General features: G+C 58.1%; 17 protein-coding genes. 3 read left to right on the top strand and 14 right to left on the bottom strand.

What is annotated here, in order from left to right; genetic code table 11:
* The 6 genes from DG357_RS11785 to DG357_RS11760 form a co-directional block, all read right to left on the bottom strand.
* The gene (locus DG357_RS11785) at positions 1–990 is read right to left on the bottom strand and encodes a putative FMN-dependent luciferase-like monooxygenase (protein ID WP_088205482.1); all 990 of its coding nucleotides are present in this window, start codon (positions 988–990) and stop codon (positions 1–3) included.
* A complete protein-coding gene (locus DG357_RS11780; RefSeq protein WP_088205481.1) occupies positions 987–2,594 on the bottom strand; it encodes a dipeptide ABC transporter ATP-binding protein in 1,608 nt (535 codons plus the stop codon). Before DG357_RS11780 ends, DG357_RS11785 begins: the two co-directional genes overlap by 4 nt.
* Positions 2,591–3,442, bottom strand: coding sequence for an ABC transporter permease (locus DG357_RS11775; protein ID WP_063437959.1), 852 nt, complete (start codon positions 3,440–3,442; stop codon positions 2,591–2,593). Before DG357_RS11775 ends, DG357_RS11780 begins: the two co-directional genes overlap by 4 nt.
* Entirely contained in the window at positions 3,439–4,383 is a 945-nt protein-coding gene (locus DG357_RS11770) for an ABC transporter permease (RefSeq protein ID WP_047368609.1), read from the bottom strand. The genes DG357_RS11775 and DG357_RS11770 overlap by 4 nt, the downstream gene beginning before the upstream one ends.
* 10 nt (positions 4,384–4,393) lie before the next feature.
* Entirely contained in the window at positions 4,394–6,013 is a 1,620-nt protein-coding gene (locus DG357_RS11765; RefSeq protein ID WP_088205480.1) for a TIGR04028 family ABC transporter substrate-binding protein, read from the bottom strand.
* 140 nt (positions 6,014–6,153) lie between these two features.
* Positions 6,154–7,356 carry an NAD(P)/FAD-dependent oxidoreductase gene (locus DG357_RS11760; RefSeq protein WP_088205479.1) on the bottom strand — a complete coding sequence of 401 codons (1,203 nt, stop codon included), beginning with the start codon at positions 7,354–7,356 and terminating at the stop codon, positions 6,154–6,156.
* A gap of 130 nt (positions 7,357–7,486) precedes the next feature.
* On the opposite strand from DG357_RS11760, the gene DG357_RS11755 reads away from it, so the two are divergent.
* Positions 7,487–7,993 (top strand): RrF2 family transcriptional regulator, encoded by a 507-nt coding sequence (locus DG357_RS11755; RefSeq protein WP_028013240.1) that lies wholly within the window; start codon positions 7,487–7,489, stop codon positions 7,991–7,993.
* A gap of 43 nt (positions 7,994–8,036) precedes the next feature.
* On the opposite strand, the gene adhP is transcribed toward DG357_RS11755, so the two are convergent.
* The 6 genes from adhP to DG357_RS11725 all read right to left on the bottom strand — a co-directional run bounded on the left by adhP (position 8,037) and on the right by DG357_RS11725 (position 14,713).
* Positions 8,037–9,047 carry an alcohol dehydrogenase AdhP gene (adhP, locus tag DG357_RS11750; protein WP_041909867.1) on the bottom strand — a complete coding sequence of 337 codons (1,011 nt, stop codon included), beginning with the start codon at positions 9,045–9,047 and terminating at the stop codon, positions 8,037–8,039.
* A 196-nt stretch (positions 9,048–9,243) separates the two neighbouring features.
* Entirely contained in the window at positions 9,244–10,956 is a 1,713-nt protein-coding gene (locus DG357_RS11745; protein WP_088205478.1) for an ABC-F family ATP-binding cassette domain-containing protein, read from the bottom strand.
* A 351-nt stretch (positions 10,957–11,307) separates the two neighbouring features.
* Positions 11,308–13,005, bottom strand: a complete 1,698-nt coding sequence (locus DG357_RS11740) for an NAD-dependent malic enzyme (RefSeq protein WP_028013235.1) — start codon at positions 13,003–13,005, stop codon at positions 11,308–11,310.
* A 176-nt stretch (positions 13,006–13,181) separates the two neighbouring features.
* Positions 13,182–13,319, bottom strand: coding sequence for a stationary-phase-induced ribosome-associated protein (gene sra, locus DG357_RS11735; RefSeq protein WP_008501714.1), 138 nt, complete (start codon positions 13,317–13,319; stop codon positions 13,182–13,184).
* Positions 13,320–13,414: 95 nt separating this feature from the next.
* Positions 13,415–13,630, bottom strand: a complete 216-nt coding sequence (gene bdm, locus DG357_RS11730; RefSeq protein ID WP_013096534.1) for a biofilm-dependent modulation protein — start codon at positions 13,628–13,630, stop codon at positions 13,415–13,417.
* 231 nt (positions 13,631–13,861) lie between these two features.
* Positions 13,862–14,713 (bottom strand): Vmh family MBL fold metallo-hydrolase, encoded by an 852-nt coding sequence (locus DG357_RS11725; RefSeq protein ID WP_063437963.1) that lies wholly within the window; start codon positions 14,711–14,713, stop codon positions 13,862–13,864.
* 110 nt (positions 14,714–14,823) lie between these two features.
* Here DG357_RS11725 and DG357_RS11720 point away from each other — a divergent pair, with 110 nt between their 5' ends.
* Positions 14,824–15,699 carry a LysR family transcriptional regulator gene (locus tag DG357_RS11720; protein ID WP_047365094.1) on the top strand — a complete coding sequence of 292 codons (876 nt, stop codon included), beginning with the start codon at positions 14,824–14,826 and terminating at the stop codon, positions 15,697–15,699.
* Between the two features lie 7 nt (positions 15,700–15,706).
* Here the strand turns inward: DG357_RS11720 and DG357_RS11715 are convergent, their stop codons facing one another.
* Complete coding sequence (locus DG357_RS11715; RefSeq protein WP_048960013.1) at positions 15,707–16,666, bottom strand: hypothetical protein; 960 nt, start codon at positions 16,664–16,666, stop codon at positions 15,707–15,709.
* A gap of 115 nt (positions 16,667–16,781) precedes the next feature.
* Here DG357_RS11715 and DG357_RS11710 point away from each other — a divergent pair, with 115 nt between their 5' ends.
* Positions 16,782–17,210, top strand: coding sequence for an OsmC family protein (locus tag DG357_RS11710; protein WP_028013230.1), 429 nt, complete (start codon positions 16,782–16,784; stop codon positions 17,208–17,210).
* Between the two features lie 23 nt (positions 17,211–17,233).
* On the opposite strand, the gene DG357_RS11705 is transcribed toward DG357_RS11710, so the two are convergent.
* The gene (locus DG357_RS11705) at positions 17,234–18,139 is read right to left on the bottom strand and encodes a LysR family transcriptional regulator (RefSeq protein WP_047368602.1); all 906 of its coding nucleotides are present in this window, start codon (positions 18,137–18,139) and stop codon (positions 17,234–17,236) included.
* Between the last annotated feature and the right edge of the window lie 54 nt (positions 18,140–18,193).

Raw genomic sequence — 18,193 nt, 5'->3', positions numbered from 1 at the left:
TCAACGTATATAGGGGGCAATATGTTCGGCGATCAGTTCGATGGATCGCAGCGTGTCGCGATGGGTGGGCTCGACCGAATGAACCTGGAACGAGATATCCGTGGCGCGCCTGAGAACGGAGTCCGCATGCAGTGAACGCAGCACCGTATCTGGCGAACCGATATGGGCGTCGAACTGGCGACGAAAATCTGTGACGGTGTCACCTTTAACCGCGTGTCCGGTAGCGCGATGCTGCTGGGCCTGCCTGGTAAGACCCGGCGTGGCGACCTTCAGCGCGTAGTCATCGCTGTCGGCGACGAACGCCGTGCGGGAGGCCAGAATACGCGGCGCAATGCCCGCAGGCAGTGCCTCAAGGTAGGCATCCACAATCGGGTTCTGGATCGCGTCGAGCGTCAAATCCAACTGGTCTGCCGGGCGCGGCTGCGTGCGGGAGAGCATCAAACCGTGTCCGGCCCGCGCGGCGCGAACGGCACCGTCGACGGAAAAGGTGGCAATCCAGATCCGTTCAGCCAGCTGTGGCGCTGGCGGGTAAAGGTGATTATCCGGATGGGTGAGCGAATCCCCGCGCCAGGCGCTCTGAATCACATGCAAATGGTCAGCAAAGGCCGCGCCGCGCTGTTCAAACGTCAGTCCGAACGGCAGGAAAGAGGTCGGCGTGCCGCCCGAACCAAAACCGACTTCGAGACGTCCATCGGCGAGTAAATCCAGCACCGCCGCATCTTCCGCCACGCGCAGCGGGTTTTCCATCGGCAGGGTAATGATGGCCGTCCCCAGGCGGATGGTTTCGGTATGCGCCGCAACGTGGGCCAGAAACAGCAGCGGCGACGGCAGGCCGCCTTCACTTTCGTGGAAGTGGTGCTGCGCGATCCAGGCGCTGTCAAAACCGTGGCGTTCGGCGTGGCGGATCTGTTCGGTTGCCAGACGATAGCGTTCCTTCGGCGTGGCGTCGTCAAGCAGGCGGGTGAAAAATCCCAGGCGTTTTCGCGTCATGCGAACTCCTCCGTAGCGGGTGAAAAATGGGGAATGGCGGCAATCAGCTCGCGGGTATAGTCGTTCTGCGGCGACGTGAATAAGGTCTCGACGTCACCATGTTCGACTACCTGACCGCTGCGCAGCACCGTGACGCTGTGGGCGATACAGCGAACGGTAGAGAGATCGTGCGTGATGAACAGGTAGGTTAATCCCAGTTGCTGCTGCAGCTGCTGAAGCAGAGCCAGAATCTGCGCCTGTACGGTGACGTCCAGCGCGGAGGTGGCCTCGTCCAGCACCAGAATAGTCGGCTCCAGGATCAGCGCCCGGGTGATGGCTACGCGCTGGCGCTGCCCGCCTGAAAGCTCCCTTGCGGTGCGGGTCAGGAGTTCGACGGGCAGGGCAACCCGCTGCGCCACGGTCTCCACCCGGACCTTGCGCTCCGCCTTGCTGAGGCGAGCAAAGTTCTTCAGCGGCTCTTCGATGATGTCAAACAGGGTTTGACGCGGGTCGAGAGAGGCGAACGGGTTCTGGTAGACAAACTGGATCTTCTGGCGCAGCTGGCGGCGGGCCTCGCGGCTGAGGTCGGTGGCATCAATATCATCAATAATGACCTGTCCGCTGTCCGCCTGTTCAAAACCCAGCAAAATACGGGCGAGGGTGGTTTTCCCGGAGCCGGATTCCCCGACCAGCGCATGCGTGCTGCCGCGCCTGACGTCAAACGTCACCCGATCCAGCGCCTGAAGGTGATGACCTTTGCCCAGCGAGAACCGTTTGCTGATGGCGCGGGCGCGAATGGCCGGTGACGCCAGCGGAAGGCCAGCTACCGGGGCGATGGTCAGGCGCTGGCCCAGGAGATCGCTCAACAGCTGGCGGGTGTAGGCGTGCTGCGGGGTGCGGACAATGTCGGCGGTGTCGCCGTGCTCCTGAACCTCACCGTTGCGAAACACCAGCAGCCTGTCCGCGCGCTGCGCGGCCAGCGCCAGATCGTGAGTGACAAACAGAACCGCAGTACCCGATTCCCGGCGCAGGATATCCAGCAGATCGAGAATGCGTTTTTGCACCGTCACGTCCAGCGCGCTGGTGGGCTCATCGGCGACGATCACGTCCGGGCGCAGGGCAATGGCGATGGCAATCAGCACGCGCTGTTTCATCCCGCCGGAGAGCTGATGCGGATACTGCTTCATGCGCTGTTCGGGATGGCTCAGGCCGACCTTTTTCAGCAGGGCGAGCACCTGCGCGTCGCGCTGGAGTGCCGTTACCTTTTGGTGCTGCTGAATAATTTCCCCGACCTGTACGCCGATCGTCTTAACCGGGTTGAGTGAATTACCCGGATCCTGCGGAACCAGGCTGATTCGCGCGCCGCGAAGGGTATCGAGACGCTTCGCTGACCACCGGCTAATCTCCTCGCCGTTGAGCACGATTTTCCCGGCATCGCGTCGGGCGTTATCCGCCAGCAGACCGATAATCGCCTGTGCCGTGGTGGTTTTGCCTGAGCCGGATTCGCCGACAAAGGCCAGCATTTCCCCCCGACGGAGGGTGAAGCTGACGTTATGCACCACCTCGCGCCACTGGCGCGCGGTACGGTAGCTGATGGTCAGGTTTTCTACCGAGAGTACGGTCATTTCAGGCCTCCGCTGAACTGTTGGCTGATACGGTTGGTGGCAAGCACGACGGCGATGACGACCACGCCGGGGAAGGTAGTTAACCACCAGGCGGTAGAGAGATAGTTACGGCCTTCGGCAATCAATAAGCCCCATTCCGGAACGGGCGGCGGGGTGCCGTAGCCGAGAAAGCTCAGCGTGGAAAGCGCCAGAATGGCCTGACCAAACTGCAGCGTGGCAAAGGCGAGGACGGCGGTTAAGGCGTTGGGCAGGATGTGTCGCCACAGGACCGCCAGGAACGTCCCACCGCTGCCAAACGCCGCCTCGACATAATCCGTATGGCGGATGCGCACCACTTCACCGCGCGCGAGGCGGGCGAAGCTGGCGATGGAGGCCACGCCGACGGCAATGGCGGCGTTAACGGTGCCAAACCCGAGCAGAATAATGACCGTCAGCGAGAGCAGCAGAGACGGAATGGACAGCAGCACGTCGACAAAACGCATCAGGAAAGACTCGACGCGTCCCGCGAACGCCCCGGCGACAACCCCCAGACCGGTGCCCACCACCAGTCCCATCGTGACGGCAGCGAGCGCTGCGCTCAGGGAGTGGGACGCACCATACACAATACGCGCGTAAACATCGCGGCCAAGCTGATCGGTGCCGAGCCAGTGGCCCGCCTGCGGTGCCAGACGTTGCGCTCCGGCGATGCCCTCAATCGGGCTGTAGTGGGTTAACAGGCCGGGGGCTACGGCAGCAAAAATCGCGAGAATAATCACCGCCCACGCCAGCCACAGTCCCGGCTGCCACGCGACGCCCTGCCAGCCGGGAACGCGTTTTCGCGCGGCGGCAGCGTAATCGACCAGGCTCATGATGCACCTCCGGTAACGGTTTGCAGACGGGGATCCAGCAGCGGCATCAGCAGGTCCACCAGCAGATTGATCAGGACAAAGCCGAGAGCGGAAATCATGACCACCGCCTGAAGCACGGCGATGTCCTGGTTGTTCACCGCCTGCTGGGTCAGCTGCCCGAGCCCGCTGCGGCCAAATACGGTTTCGGTGATCAGCGCTCCGGCAATCAGTTCGCCCAGAAGTAGCCCGGCAATATTGAGTACCGGCAGCAGCGCGTTGCCGGTGACGTGACGCCACAGGACGGCGGTTTCACTCAGCCCTTTGGCGCGGGCGACGGCGACAAACGGCTGCGTCGCCACCTGGTCCAGGCTGCGCATCAGAATTTGCGCCAGCGGGGCGGAGATCGGGATCGCGACGGTCACGATCGGCAGGATCAGCCCCTGCAGCGGCGTCGGATTAATCACCGGGATCAGCCGCAACTGAAAAGAAAAAAGCTGAATGAGGGCAATCCCCAGCCAGAACGTGGGTAAGGAGATAAACAGAACCGGCAGAGACTGGAGGGTATTACTCAGCCAGCGCAGACCCGGCAGACGCGACGCAAAGGCCAGCGCAAACGCCAGCAGGACCGCGAGTAAAAAAGCGGGCAGGGCGAGGCTCAGGGTATCCGGCAGATTGCTGGCAATCAGCTCGCTGACCGGCACCCCTGCCTGTAATGAATAGCCGAAATCTCCGCGCAGCATCGCCAGCAGCGTGTGGCCGTATTGCTGCCACAGCGGGCTGTCCGCGCCGTAGGCCACGCGCATCTCCTCGATTTGCGCCGGGCTTAGGCCCAGGTCCGGGTTCTGAAATTTAATCAGCACCGCGTCGCCAGGCAGCACCTGGAGCAACACGAACGAGAGGGTAAAGGCGGCCCACAGCACCAGCAGCCCGTGCCCAAGACGTTGAAGAAGTGCGTGGCGCATCGTCAGCTCCTTAGTGTTTCTCAATCCACGCGCCGTAGAACGACGGGCGGCCGACCGCTTCAAAATTGACGCCTTTCAGCCACGGCGCACCAGCAAAGACCTGCGGCTCCTCGAAAATCGGAATGACGTAGGCGTTATCCAGCAGGTAGCGCTGGGCATCGCCGGTCAGCTGCAGGCGTTTTTGCGGATCGACCTCTGAGGAGATATTTACCAGCAGCGCATTCAGCTTGTCGTCACGGAAGTTTTTGACCTTGTCGCTGGAGCCGCCTTTTTGCAGCAGCGCGTCGCGGTTAGCCGGGTAGAACATGCTTTTCACCACGTCCGGATCGGCGCGGCCCACTTCGGAGACGGTTAACGGGGTTTTCTGTGGATCAAGGTTATCCAGCGTGCGGCTGCCAGCGTCACCGGCTTTTACGTTCAGCACTACGCCCACCTGACGCCACTGCTGGGCAACCAGCTGCAGCACCTCTTTATTTTGCGGCTGCGGCAGGGATTCATATACCGTCAGCGCCAGCCGCTGGCCGTCTTTGGCGCGGATCCCGTCGCTGCCCGCTTTCCAGCCCGCCTCGTCCAGCAGCTGGTTGGCTTTTGCCGGATCAAAGGTCAATTTGTCGCTGAGATCGACAAAGCCTGCGGCGGAATCGGCAATCACCGACTTCGCCTGCGGATAGTTGGCCGAGAAGAGGGTCTCGACCACCTGCTTTGCATTCGTGGCATGCAGCAGCGCCTGGCGCACGCGAATATCGGAGACCAGCGGGTTATCCGGGCGGAAGCTAATGCTGTCGTTCACCCCGCGCGTTGGGGCAGCGTAGATTTTATAGCCCTGGTCTGTCGCCTGCTTTTCGTCATACGCCTGCACCTGGCGAATAAAGTCAGCCTGACCGGCCAGAAGGGCACCGACGCGCACGCTGTCTTCCTGGGTGACGATAAACTTGATGCCATCCAGATTGGCTGGACCCTGTTGCGTCAGGCTTTTGGGCCCCCACTGGTAGTCCTTACGGGCTTCGAGCGTCACTTCGCGGCCCAGCTTCTCGTCCTTCACCACAAACGGGCCGGAGCCAATGATATGCCGGGCATCCCCCAGCTCTTCAAAGTTGCGCTTCAGCGTGCTGAGCGAGACCAGACCCGAGCCAATCGTGGCGGTGCCCTGCAGGAACCCCGGCGACGGTTTTTTGAAGTAAAACTTCACGGTCAGCGGGTCGATCACTTCGCTGCGATCGTAGTTATTGATCACTTCTGACACCGGCAGGCGCTGCGCCTTATTGCCCAAACCGTAGGTATCAAAGTTTTTTGCTACGGCGTTGGCGTCCAGCGGCGTGCCGTCGGAGAAGGTAATACCGGGACGCAGTTTAAAGGTGTATTCAGTTTTATCAGCGTTGGTGGTCCAGCTTTCGGCCACCCACGGTTCGACCTGCAGCGTCTTTGGATTTTGCCACGTCAGTTTGTCGGTGATCTGGTTCAGGATGCCGCCGTTCGGGTAGAAGCCGCCGGCAGGCGGATAGAGGTTGGTGTGCGCCTGTTGTTCAAGATAAATCAGCGTGCCGCCTTTGACCGGCGCATCGGCGGACCAGGCTGCAGTTGTCGTCAGAATCAGCGCCGTCAGCAGCGGCAGACGAAATGGGGTTTGCATGGTGAATTCCTTTGTTATCTTCTTGTTAGAGTCGGATTCATCATCGGGCGCGGGGGAAAACAAGGGAACAAAGGAATTAAGATAAGGATTGCCGGAAACTGAAAATAAAAACGCCCCGTTAGCGGGGCGATGGCGGGGACCTAAACGAATTTCGCCAGCGGGTCGGCGGCGGCAAAGGCGACCGTTTTGTCTGCTAATGGCGGATAGATCAGCTCATTCGTGATGGCGATTTTGATCTTCTTCGCCTCGTCGCGGACGGATTTGACGGCCTGTTCCCAGCCCTCGGTATAGACCGCGCCCCACGCGCCTAAATCCAGGCAGGTAACATAGTTCACCTGACGATAAGGGTAAGGAGCAACGTTCAGCAGGCTGGCGGCAGCGTTATGACCGGCAAATTTCCCTAGCTGGATCGCATGCTGGCAGGTCATCAGCGCCGTGTTGCCCGCATCGTCTGTTTTGGCGTGAGCCATATCGCCGGTGGCATAGACGTCAGGATGTGCGGGGACCTGCAACGTCTCTGTCACAACCAGGCGGCCCTGGCTATCGCGTTCACCGTCTATCTGCAGGCTGAGGGGATTTGCCTCGACGCCTGCGGTCCAGACGACGGTCGCAGCAGCAATACGTTCACCGTTTTTCAGCGTGACGCCGTGAGCATCAATGGCTTCAACTTCACTCTTCAGCCGCCATTCAACGCCCAGCGCCTCACTCGCCTCTGCAATTGTTTTACGCAATGCGTCGCTATAACGGCCGCCAATGACTGGCCCTCTCTCAACTACGACTATTTTAATCTCCGTATTGTCACCAAAACGGGCACGCAGTCGGGCAGGTAGCTCCGTTGCCAGCTCGATGCCGGTAAAGCCGCCTCCGCAGACTACCACGGTGTTGCGCTCGGGCGTGGAGGGACGTAACGCCAGTGAATCAAGGTGACGCTCAAATACCTGTGCGGATTCCAGCTGGTCGATATCAAAGGCGCAGTCAGCCAGGCCAGCAATCGCTGGGCGTTTGGTCTGGCTGCCCGTAGCGAGGATCAGCCTATCGTAGGAAGCCGTAGCATGCGCGCCATTGGACATCCGGTATAAAACGGTTTTCGCCGTGGTATCAATTTGTTCCGCGTGTCCGGCAATGAATGTGATATCAAGCTCGGCAAACAGGTCAGTCAACGGGGCAACCAGCGTTGACACCTTCTCCTCATAGAAGCGTGGCCGAACGCGCAGTTCGGGTAAGGGGGCCAGAACCGCAATTTCCAGACTGTTATTACCCTGCTGCTCAGAGAGACGTGCCGCGCTCACGGCTGCCCACATACCCGCAAAACCACTGCCTACGATTAAAATCTGCTTTTTCATATTCGATCCTTTCTCCCGCCAGGCTTCATGCCTGACATAACTGCCACTATACTTGTCGGAGTTAACTCCGACAACTTCTTTCTGAGTTAAAAATCGTTATAATGCTCCGAACACTAATTCGGAGTTAACCATGGCGTTTTACAGTTCCGGTGTGGAATACGGCATTCACAGCCTGATGTGTATGGTGGATGCGAAGGGCAACGAGCGTGAGATGAGCGTCCGGGAGATGGCTGCCTTGCAGGGCGTGCCGTATGACTACCTCGGCAAAATCTTCACACGCCTGTCACGTGCCGGGCTGGTCATCAGTACGGAAGGTAAGGGCGGGGGCTTTAAGCTGGCGCGTCCGGCGGAGCTGATCAGCGTGCTGGATGTGGCGCATGCCATTGACGGCGAGAAAAACATGTTCGAATGTCGTGAAGTGCGCCAGCGGCTGGCCGTGTTTGATGAAGCTCCGCCTGCCTGGGTCTGCGACGGCCCGTGCGGAGTACGTTCAGTCATGGATAGCGCCCAGCAGCGGATGGAAGAGGAGCTCGCGCGTCATACTATTCTCGACCTGGCGCGTAAAATGTACCGAAAAGCGCCGGACACCTTCCAGATTGAGGTTCAGGAGTGGATTTCAGTTCGTCGTTCGTCGTAGCAATGAGCCGGGTAAGGCGTAGCCACTACCCGGCAAAAGGTGTTTACGAGCGTAAGTCGATCACCATACGGCCACGGATCTGGCCCTGTTCCATCTCTTTAAAAATGGCGTTGATGTCCTCGATAGGACGCATTGTTACTTTCGGCACCACTTTGCCCTCGGCCGCAAACTGGAAGGCTTCCTGCAGATCCTGACGGGTGCCAACCAGCGAACCTACCACCTGAATACCGTCCAGCACCAGGCGCGGAATGTCCAGGCTCATCGCTTCCGGCGGCAGGCCAACGGCGACCACGCGGCCACCGGCACGCACGGCATCCACCGCCGAGTTGAAGGCCGCTTTTGCGACGGCGGTGACGACTGCGGCATGCGCGCCGCCGGTTTTTTCCTGAACAATCTTAGCGGCATCTTCGCTGCGTGAGTTGATGGTTAAATCCGCACCCATGCTTGCCGCCAGCTTCAGTTGTTCATCGTTAACGTCCAGAGCGATGACTTTGGCATTAAACACGTTTTTGGCGTACTGCAGCGCGAGGTTGCCCAGCCCGCCCAGACCGTAAATCGCGATCCACTGGCCCGGTTTTATACCGGAGATTTTCACCGCTTTGTAGGTGGTGACACCGGCGCAAGTGATGCTGCTGGCCGCCGCCGAATCCAGACCATCCGGCACTTTTACCGCGTAATCCGCGGTGACGATGCACTCTTCCGCCATGCCGCCGTCAACGGAGTAACCGGCGTTTTTCACGTCACGGCACAGGGTTTCGTTACCGGTATTACAGTATTCGCAGTGACCGCATCCTTCAAAGAACCAGGCCACGCTTGCGCGGTCGCCGACTTTCAGCGACGTCACGCCAGGGCCGACTTCTTTCACGATACCAATACCTTCATGGCCCAGGATTACCCCGGTTTTATCGCCAAAATCACCGTTCTTCACGTGGAGGTCGGTATGGCATACACCACAGCACTCCATTTTCAGCAGGGCTTCCCCATGCTTAAGCGGGCGTAAGGTTTTTTCAGTGACATTGACCTGATGATCCTGAGTAACAACAGCAGCCTTCATGTGTATCTCCTTGTTCATAATAAGAATCTGCATAGCAGGTGTAGTACCCCTTAAGGATTAATACATTAGCCTGGTAATGCAAGGCTGCGGCAACATAATGTCATCATTTGATTCGATTTCGGATTAAGAATACGGCGATCCTCTAATAATTAAGGGGGAAAATGCTGGCCCGGCGAGGTGCTCGCCGGGCGCAGATTTACAGCTGGGCTTCAATCTCCTCAATTTCTCTACGCCATTGCGCCTGCAGCTGCGGCTTCTGATGTTTCGGCTTACGCGCCAGATCGTCTTCCAGCAGCGTTTCCAGCGCGATCAGCCGCTCAAGCAGATCATCGTACGGCGAGGGGTGAACTTCCCCAGCACTGACAACGGGCGCGCCGGATGTCCCGAGCCCCACGCTTTCACGCAGCCGCTCAAACACGGCTTCAGCATCGTGCCACTCGCTCAGCCAGCCGTCCTCAATCAGCCAGAAGCGGTTACAGCTTTGGCTAATTAACTGGCGATCGTGGCTGACCAGCAGCACGCCGCCTTCGAACTGTTGCAGCGTTTCCGCCAGTGCCTCTTTGCCTTCCATGTCGAGATGGTTGGTGGGCTCATCCAGCATCAGCAGGCTGTAGCGGGCAAGCGTCAGCCCGACGAACAGCAGGCGAGAGCGCTCGCCGCCGCTGAGCGTGCTGACTTTTTGCCCGTGTCTCGCCCACGGGAACCCGGCGCTGATGAGCGCCATCTTCCTGTGCTGCGGATCGGGGGCGAAAGGTTCCAGCGCGTCGAGCAGCGTGGCCTCATCCGGCAGCTGATGCAGCGTCTGGTCGTAGTAGCCCGGCGAGACGCGCGGATGGATTTTCAGCCCGCTGTCCGTCGGTTCATCCACAAAATGTCGCCAGATAAGCTTCATCAGCGACGATTTACCGCAGCCGTTACGACCGACAATTGCCACGCGATCGCCGCTTTTCAGCCGCGCCGTTTCGATGTTAAACAGCGGCGGTAGCCCGGGCGCAGGCGGGACGCTGAGGTTTTCCATCTCCAGCAGACGGTCCGCCCGCAGCGCGTCGCCGCGCAGGGTTAGCGTCCATGGACTGCCCGCCGTGAGCGCAGTCTGGCTCTCTTTGAGTCGTTCGACCTGTTTTTCCATCTGCTTGGCTTTGCGGGCCAGGTCTTCGTTGTCGTAAACCTTACCCCAGGTCGCCAGCCGCTTTGCGCTGGCGGTCACGCGGTCGATCTCCTTTTGCTCCGCCTTGTGGCGCTGCGCATCGCTTTCGTCTTTTGCTGCAAGCGCTTTACGGGCGGCCGTGCAGGGAAGGGCAAAGTAGTGCAGCGTCTTATCACGCAGGATCCAGCTGCCGTTTGTGACGGCATCCAGCAGCTGTCTGTCGTGCGAAACCAGCACGAAGCTGCCTGACCAGTTCTGTAAAAAGTGTTCCAGCCAGAGCATGGTCGGCAGATCCAGGTGGTTGCTGGGTTCATCCAGCAGGAGCAGATCCGGCTCGTGAATCAACGCCCGCGCCAGCAGCAGGCGGGTGTGCTGTCCGCCACTCAGGGTGGCGGATTGCAGCGTCATATCCTGCGGCGTGAAGCCCATGCTCGCCAGCAGCGTTTCAGCTTTCCAGCGCAGACTGTCGTGCTCAGCTAAAGGCAGTTGCGCGAGTACGGCATCCAGCATGGTCAGCGGGAAAATGGCGTCCGGGAGATGTTGCTCCACGCGCGCCATCAGGCAGTGCCCGGCCAGCGCTACCGTTCCGGCGGCTGGGATATCTGTTCCGTCCAGCACCTTTAAAAGCGTACTTTTGCCGCAGCCGTTGTCGCCCAGCAGGCCGATGCGGTCGCCTTTTTTCAGCGTAAAGGAGAGTGAGTCGAAGAGCGTGCCAAACGCCGTATCAACGCGTAAAGATTGTGCAGTGAGTAAAGTGCTCATTGTTGCTTACCCAAGAGTTAAAGGCATGTTTATGCCTCGTCAAACATCGCTGACGATAACTCAGTAAGCCCGAGAGAAGGGATTTCAGGGGTTGGTGTCTTCGCTCAAGCAGAAGTTATCGCAGCACGATACCGATAACGCTTGAGCTGGTGCGATCACCAAATGTATGTGAAACATTGAAAATTTCACGATACAGCATAATTGGCCTCCTTATATATTCAGTGGGTTAATGGATGAAAGGAGTGTAGCGGGGGAAAGGGGGTTTGGCTAGTGGGTATTCGATGGTGCGGTCTGTTGCCCCTCATCGTAACCCTCTCCCCAATGAGGAGAGGGAACGGTTCGGGCGCAGAATTAAATCGAGGTACGGCGATAGCTGCGGTATTCAGGCATCCAGAAGTTATCATCAATAGCCTGCTGCAGCGCGTCGGCAGAGGTTTTCACCGCCACGCCCTGCTGCTGCGCCATTTTACCCACCGCAAACGCGATAGCGCGCGACACCTTGTGAATGTCCTTCAGTTCCGGCAGCACCAGCCCTTCGCCGTTGTTGACCAGCGGCGAATAGCCCGCAAGGGTTTCGCTCGCCGACATCAGCATTTCATCGGTAATGCGGGATGCGCCGGAGGCGATCACGCCCAGACCAATGCCCGGGAAGATATAGGAGTTGTTGCACTGGGCGATCGGATAGGTTTTATCCTTCCACACCACCGGATCGAACGGGCTGCCGGTGGCAACCAGCGCGTTACCTTCGGTCCAGGCGATGATGTCCTGCGGCGTCGCTTCCACGCGGGAGGTTGGGTTAGACAGCGGCATCACGATAGGGCGCTCGCAGTGCTTGTGCATCTCGCGAATAATCTCTTCGGTGAAGAGACCGGTTTGCCCGGAAACGCCGATCAGAATATCCGGCTTCACGTTGCGCACCACGTCCAGCAGGGAGAGCACTTCGTTGTCGGTGTCCCAGTTCTTCAGGTTCTCGCGCTTCTGCACCAGCTTGGTCTGGAACGGCAGCAGGTTCGGCATACCGTCGGTCAGCAGGCCGAAACGGTCAACCATAAAGACGCGGGAGCGGGCCAGCTCTTCGCTTAAGCCTTCGCGCTGCGTCTGGGCAATAATCTGCTCGGCGATGCCGCAGCCCGCAGAGCCTGCGCCCAGGAAGACGATTTTCTGGTAGCTCAGCTGGCTGCCGGCTGCGCGGCTGGCGGCGATAAGCGTGCCCACGGTCACCGCTGCGGTGCCCTGGATGTCGTCGTTAAAGGAGCAGATCTCATCACGATAGCGGTTCAGCAGCGGCATCGCGTTTTTCTGCGCAAAGTCTTCAAACTGCAGCAGAACGTCCGGCCAGCGGTGCTTCACGGCCTGAATGAAATCGTCGACAAACTGATAGTACTCGTCGTCGGTAATGCGCGGATGACGCCAGCCCATGTACAGCGGATCGTTCAACAGTTGCTGGTTGTTGGTGCCGACATCCAGCACCACCGGCAGGGTGTACGCCGGGCTGATGCCGCCGCAGGCGGTGTAGAGAGAGAGTTTACCGATTGGGATCCCCATCCCGCCAATGCCCTGGTCGCCGAGGCCAAGAATACGTTCCCCGTCTGTCACCACAATCACTTTAATATTGTGGTTCGGCACGTTCTGCAGAATGTCGTCCATGTTGTGACGATTCTGATAAGAGATAAAGACGCCGCGTGAGCGACGGTAGATCTCAGAGAAGCGTTCGCACGCCGCACCCACCGTTGGGGTGTAGATCACCGGCATCATCTCTTCGAGATGGTTTTGCACCAGGCGATAGAAGAGGGTTTCGTTGGTGTCCTGGATGTTGCGCAGGTAGATGTGTTTGTCGATCTCGGTTTTGAAGCCCTGATACTGGATCCACGCGCGCTCTGCCTGCTCTTCAATGGTTTCAACCACTTCCGGCAGCAGGCCAAGCAGGTTAAAGCTGCTGCGCTCTTCCATGCTGAAGGCGCTGCCTTTGTTGAGCAGGGGGAATTCGAGTAAAACCGGTCCGGCGTATGGGATGTATAAGGAACGATGTTTTTTCAGTTTGTTGTCCATGTCACTCACTCTTTTTATGAAGATCCGTCCCTGACACTGCTGTTTGTCATCTTTCTGGCCTGTGCGATGGGGTGCGGTCCGGCGGTATTATAAAGGAGCTAAATATGAATTACCGCAACACATAAATAAAAACACCATCGGGATTACCGATGGTGTTCTGGATCTCAGTCTGGAACTTACTTGCCTGCGTGGCGTTTTCTGCCGGTGGCGTGAGTGACTTGTGTTTCATGGTCGCCTTCAATCACCACTTTGCGCTGATTTGAAAGCTTGTAGTTCAGTCCCAGAATATGGCGTGCCTGACGGTTCGATTTCATATTAACTCCTCAATCCTGTTGATAGTTTTAAGGACCAGTTTGCTTACGCAAACGAAATGTAACCCCTTAGGTTGCAGATCCAGCTTAGCAGGTTTTTACAAGGGTGCGTTTTGTCCGCTGACGACGTAGTTAATGGTCTGCTGGTAGATGTCACTGAGGATGTCATTATCCGTGGATTCCACCCACTTGGTCAGTTCCATCAAAATGTCATCTTCAGTCACAGCACCGTGCTCGGCGTGAAGTCCCTGTGCAATCGCGTTAACGAGTTCAGGTTGTGCTGCTGCGGTATTAGCCGGGTAATAAGTAAACATGCTGCCTCCGTGTCGTTGTCTGTTTAATGGTACGGCTCGCAAAAATTTAATTCACAAACAGAATGGCAAATATTTCCCCGGTTGTGTCTCAGATTCATCTTAGAAATAAAAATGACATAAGTACATGCTTTTATGTGCTTTTAAAACGGAGGGATATATTGGCGTGAGGCAGTGCGGATATTATGGCGGTGCTCCTGCTATCGCGGGAATATAGCAGGAGCCGTTTTTAAATTACCACTTCATTTCGCCGGTATTCACTTTGGCGCTTAATTCCAGAGAACTCTCTTCTGCCAGATCCGGATACTGTTTTTTCAGTGCACCGATGACGCCCGCAGAGTTTTTATGTGCCGACAACGCCTGTTCAAAATGCTGCAGATAGCCACGGGTAAAATCAATAGCCCCGGTTCCGGACGGTGGTGTGCCCAGATAGTGGCCTGGGATCACGCGTTCCGGCTTGTGCGCGGCCATGTTGTCCAGGGTCTGCTGCCACTGTTGACGCCGAGCCGGCGTCTGGGTATCAGCCGTCCAGACGTGAATCCCCCAGGAGACCCCGGTGCCGCCGAGGATGGTTTTCACGGACGGGATCCACACGTAGGCCGCGTAGCTGTCCGGCTGCTCGATATCGACCTTTTCCCCGTCAATCATAAAGGTGGTGGAGGCGAGCACCTGCGGCACCACCAGTTCCGTTGGCGCGCCGTCTTTCATCTGCGGGCCCCAGAAGGCGAGCTTGGCGTCTTTGGTGGCCTTAATATGGTCAACCACCTGCTGCGTGGCCACCACTTTGGCATTCGGGAAGGCTTTCACCAGCGGCTGCAGGCCAAAATAGAAATCCGGATCGCCGGAGGTGATCACAATCTTATTCAGCGTTTTACCGCTGCGGCGAATTTTCTCTACCAGCGCTTCGCCATCCTTCACGCTGAACTGGGCGTCAAACAGCACCGCCTCTTTCGGGCCGGAAACGAGCGTGGAGGAGACCGCGAAAATGCCTTTTTCCTGCGGGTTATAGGTATCAATCGTCAACGGCGCGGCAAAAACGGCCGGAGCGAAAAGGGTGGAAAGCAGGGCAATATGAGTGAGTTTCATGCTGTTGTCTCTGTTGTTCAGGAATGCCTCTATTGTACGGATATTCTCATTTGCCAGAATTCCTGAAACAAGACATGCTTAGTTTCATAAATCGAGCAGATGGAGCTTATATGGATCGCGTTATTGCCGCTCAGGTCTATAACCGGATATGCGAGCTGGGAAGCCTGAGCGCGGCGGCCCGCGCGCTGGGCATTTCCCGGCCGATGGTGAGCCGTTACCTTGAACAAATGGAGAAGTGGGCGGGGACGCGGCTGGTAAACCGCTCCACGCGCAAGTTGACGCTGACGGCGGCAGGGGAAAAGGTGCTGCAAAAAACGCGGACGCTCTCGCAGATCTCGCAGGAAATCGAAGGTCAGTCGGAAAAAGATCTGCCGTCCGGCACGCTGCGGGTAGCCTGCGCGCACTTTACCGCCATGCACCTGATTGCGCCGGTCCTGCCCGGCCTGCTCTCGCGCTATCCGCAGCTGCGCATTGAGCTGGACGTGAACAACCATCCGGTCAGCCTGGTGGGAGAGCGCATTGATGTCGCGGTGCGCATTACCGATAACCCGGAGCCCGGCATGATCGCCCGCAGGCTGGGGGAGTGTCGATCGGTGCTCTGCGCCTCGCCAGCGTATCTGGCACAGCATGGCACGCCCGTCAGCCCCGAAGAACTGGCGCAGCATAACTGCCTGCACTACAGCTTTTTCGCCGGGCAGTCCTGGCACTTCCTGACGCCGGAAGGCGAAAGCCTGAGCGTGGCCGTCAGCGGCAACCTGAGCGCCAGTATCTCTTCACTGCTCATGAACGCGGCGATCGAGCACTGCGGCATCGCCATGCTGCCGGAGCGCGAAGCGCGCGCCGCGCTGGAGCAGGGATTACTGGTGCCGGTACTGGCGTCGCTGGAGCCGAAACCGCTTGCCATCCACGGCATTTATCAGTCACGGGAATACCAGCCTGCCGCGCTGCGCGTGTTTCTTGACGAACTGTCCCGCCACCTTGCCTGAGGGGCGATTATTTTGCCTTTAGCCAGGGAGAGGCCGTGCTCCAGAAAATAATATCGGCCCCGAGATAATTTTCGCCGAAGCGGACAAACTCGGCTTTGGTGAACGGTTTTCCGGTCTGAGGATCCTTATAGGTCAGAGTCGGCTCCTGAACCGCCATGGCAATGAGCGGCAGCGCCTGTTTATTTTTATGGAAGAAGGGATAGGCATTCTTCATGTGCGCCTTGCGGTTGGGCACAATGTCCGGCCCGCCCAGGCCGATATTGTTGGCGCTGGCATACGCAAAAAGACGCCCCATATAGTTGTGGTCGTTATCCCACTCGCACGGCCAGAAGTTCACGTACTGCACCACATGTGATTTCTGAAAAACCTTGCGCGCAAAGGCCAGATTTTCCATCTCACCCGCGAAATAGCTGTCGCAGGTGAAGCCCGCTGGCGGATTTTTCTCGTCAATATCAATCGCGGTTTCAGGCAGGTTTACGCCATACACCTCGCCATCAAAGCGTTTTGCGAGCGCTGCCAGCAGTGCCTGGTAGCGCTGGCGCACCGTGGGGTCCCACTGACGCGCTACCCATCCCGCGCCGACAGGCTTGCCCTCGCCGGGGTTATCAAACTGCGGCGCAATCCCGCCGCTGTATTGCTTATCGTGCATCAGATAGTCCGGAACGTAGCGGGCGTCCCGCTCAAAGAAACGATCCTGGATCTGAATAAAGAGTTTTTTCCGGGCGGCCTTAAGACGCGCCAGATCCTGCTCAATCCGCGAGAAGTCATAGCTGTCCTTCTCGGGTTCAAGCTGGCGCCAGTTGTACACGATCTGCACGCCGCCGATGTCGCCACGCGCAACCAGCGGGAGCGCCGCGTCGAGATCGCCTGAGCTGGTATAGATAAAGTTTTCCGGCGTTTTGGCCAGTGAAGAAAGAGAGAGAGCCAGCGTGGCTACCGCGACGGCCATCCTGATTTTTAGCGTCATATCATTATCCTTGTTGTCGGTACAGCAGGTGAAAGACACGGAATCGTCTGTGTTCCAGGGCGTGTCAGATGCGTAGTCTATACTTAACCCTTTGTAAGCCAAAAGGAGAGCAAGAATGACGATTCATAAGCACGGTTCGGCACACTGGTCTGGCGACATTAAGCGCGGGAAAGGAACGGTTTCCACCGAGAGCGGCGTTCTCAACCAACAGCCTTACGGCTTTAACACCCGCTTTGAGGGTGAAAAGGGGACCAACCCGGAAGAGCTGATCGGCGCGGCACATGCGGCTTGTTTTTCCATGGCGCTGTCGCTGATGCTGGGTGAAGCGGGCTATACCGCTGATTCGATTGATACGACCGCGGACGTCTCTCTGGATAAAACCGACGGCGGCTTTGCCATCACTAAGGTTGCGCTGCAAAGTAAGGTCACCGTACCGGGCATTGCGCCACAGCAGTTTGACGGCATTATTCAGAAAGCCAAAGCGGGCTGCCCGGTGTCGCAGTTGCTCAAGGCCGAAATTACCCTGGACTATAAGCTTAACTAAATCACAGCCGGGTTTGTGCCCGGCTATCCCTTCAGCGCGGCGGGGAACACCTCCGCCAGCCAGGCGATAAACACCTTCAGTCTGTGCGTTAAATGCCGGTTCTGCGGGTAGACCACGTGAAACGGGTACGCGGCAGGCTGCCAGTCACCCAGAATCGCCACCAGCGCTCCCGTCTGCAAATAGGTCTTTGCTGAATACTCAAAGGTTTGAACGATCCCCAGACCCGCCGCGGCAGCCGCCAGATGAGCGTTACTTTCATTGACGCCGAGATAGTGCGGAAGAGTGATTTCCAGCGCCTCGCCGTTCTGCCGGAAGCGAAACGGAAACGGCCGCCCGGTGACGGGAGAGAGATAACTAACAAGCTTGTGGCCGTTGCGCAGCTCCTGCGGATAAGCCGGAACGCCGTGGTTTTTAAGGTAACCCGGCGTCGCGCAGGTGACCATCTGAGCGTCACCGAGATGACGGGCGATAAGCGTTGAATCGTTCAGCGGGCCGCCGCGGATCACGCAGTCTACGTTACCGCTGATAAGATCGACCGGACGATCGGCCACGCCAAGATCGATACGGATATCCGGGTAGCGCTGCATAAAATCCGGCAGCAGGGGGATGAGCACGTCCCGTGCGGTGGAACCGCCCACGTCAACCCGCAAATGTCCCTTGGGCGTCGCGCGGGAAACGCGAAACGAGGTGTCGATATCTTCGATATCAATCAGCACCCGGCGCGCTTTTTCATAGTATTCCAGCCCTTCAGGCGTCGTGACCACCCGACGAGTCGTCCGGTGAAGGAGACGTATCGCCAGGTGCGCCTCAAGGGATTTAACCAGTTTGCTCAGCGTGGCGATCGGCATATTCAGCGAGTCCGCCGCGCGGGTAAAACTGCCGGATTCCACCACCCGCGTGAAGGCGCGCATCGCCATTAGCTGATCCATGATGACCTCTGATTATTTCCATAGGTGAATAGTCATTTTCATTTTTGCCCATTT

This window comes from Enterobacter bugandensis (genome assembly GCF_900324475.1).
In the GTDB taxonomy this organism is placed as follows: domain Bacteria; phylum Pseudomonadota; class Gammaproteobacteria; order Enterobacterales; family Enterobacteriaceae; genus Enterobacter; species Enterobacter bugandensis.
Note: the sequence above shows the minus strand (reverse complement) of the source record. Positions and strands in the feature narration are given on the sequence as shown.

Excerpts from the sequence above, each read along its gene's own strand:
- DG357_RS11760 (WP_088205479.1), bottom strand. The coding sequence starts at position 7,356 with ATGAAAAAGCAGATTTTAATCGTAGGCAGTGGTTTTGCGGGTATGTGG.
- DG357_RS11710 (WP_028013230.1), top strand. The coding sequence starts at position 16,782 with ATGACGATTCATAAGCACGGTTCGGCACACTGGTCTGGCGACATTAAG.
- DG357_RS11715 (WP_048960013.1), bottom strand. The coding sequence starts at position 16,666 with ATGACGCTAAAAATCAGGATGGCCGTCGCGGTAGCCACGCTGGCTCTC.
- DG357_RS11765 (WP_088205480.1), bottom strand. The coding sequence starts at position 6,013 with ATGCAAACCCCATTTCGTCTGCCGCTGCTGACGGCGCTGATTCTGACG.
- sra (WP_008501714.1), bottom strand. The coding sequence starts at position 13,319 with ATGAAATCGAACCGTCAGGCACGCCATATTCTGGGACTGAACTACAAG.
- DG357_RS11725 (WP_063437963.1), bottom strand. The coding sequence starts at position 14,713 with ATGAAACTCACTCATATTGCCCTGCTTTCCACCCTTTTCGCTCCGGCC.
- DG357_RS11705 (WP_047368602.1), bottom strand. The coding sequence starts at position 18,139 with ATGGATCAGCTAATGGCGATGCGCGCCTTCACGCGGGTGGTGGAATCC.
- DG357_RS11720 (WP_047365094.1), top strand. The coding sequence starts at position 14,824 with ATGGATCGCGTTATTGCCGCTCAGGTCTATAACCGGATATGCGAGCTG.
- DG357_RS11775 (WP_063437959.1), bottom strand. The coding sequence starts at position 3,442 with ATGAGCCTGGTCGATTACGCTGCCGCCGCGCGAAAACGCGTTCCCGGC.
- DG357_RS11785 (WP_088205482.1), bottom strand. The coding sequence starts at position 990 with ATGACGCGAAAACGCCTGGGATTTTTCACCCGCCTGCTTGACGACGCC.
- DG357_RS11770 (WP_047368609.1), bottom strand. The coding sequence starts at position 4,383 with ATGCGCCACGCACTTCTTCAACGTCTTGGGCACGGGCTGCTGGTGCTG.
- adhP (WP_041909867.1), bottom strand. The coding sequence starts at position 9,047 with ATGAAGGCTGCTGTTGTTACTCAGGATCATCAGGTCAATGTCACTGAA.
- DG357_RS11745 (WP_088205478.1), bottom strand. The coding sequence starts at position 10,956 with ATGAGCACTTTACTCACTGCACAATCTTTACGCGTTGATACGGCGTTT.
- DG357_RS11755 (WP_028013240.1), top strand. The coding sequence starts at position 7,487 with ATGGCGTTTTACAGTTCCGGTGTGGAATACGGCATTCACAGCCTGATG.
- DG357_RS11740 (WP_028013235.1), bottom strand. The coding sequence starts at position 13,005 with ATGGACAACAAACTGAAAAAACATCGTTCCTTATACATCCCATACGCC.
- DG357_RS11780 (WP_088205481.1), bottom strand. The coding sequence starts at position 2,594 with ATGACCGTACTCTCGGTAGAAAACCTGACCATCAGCTACCGTACCGCG.
- bdm (WP_013096534.1), bottom strand. The coding sequence starts at position 13,630 with ATGTTTACTTATTACCCGGCTAATACCGCAGCAGCACAACCTGAACTC.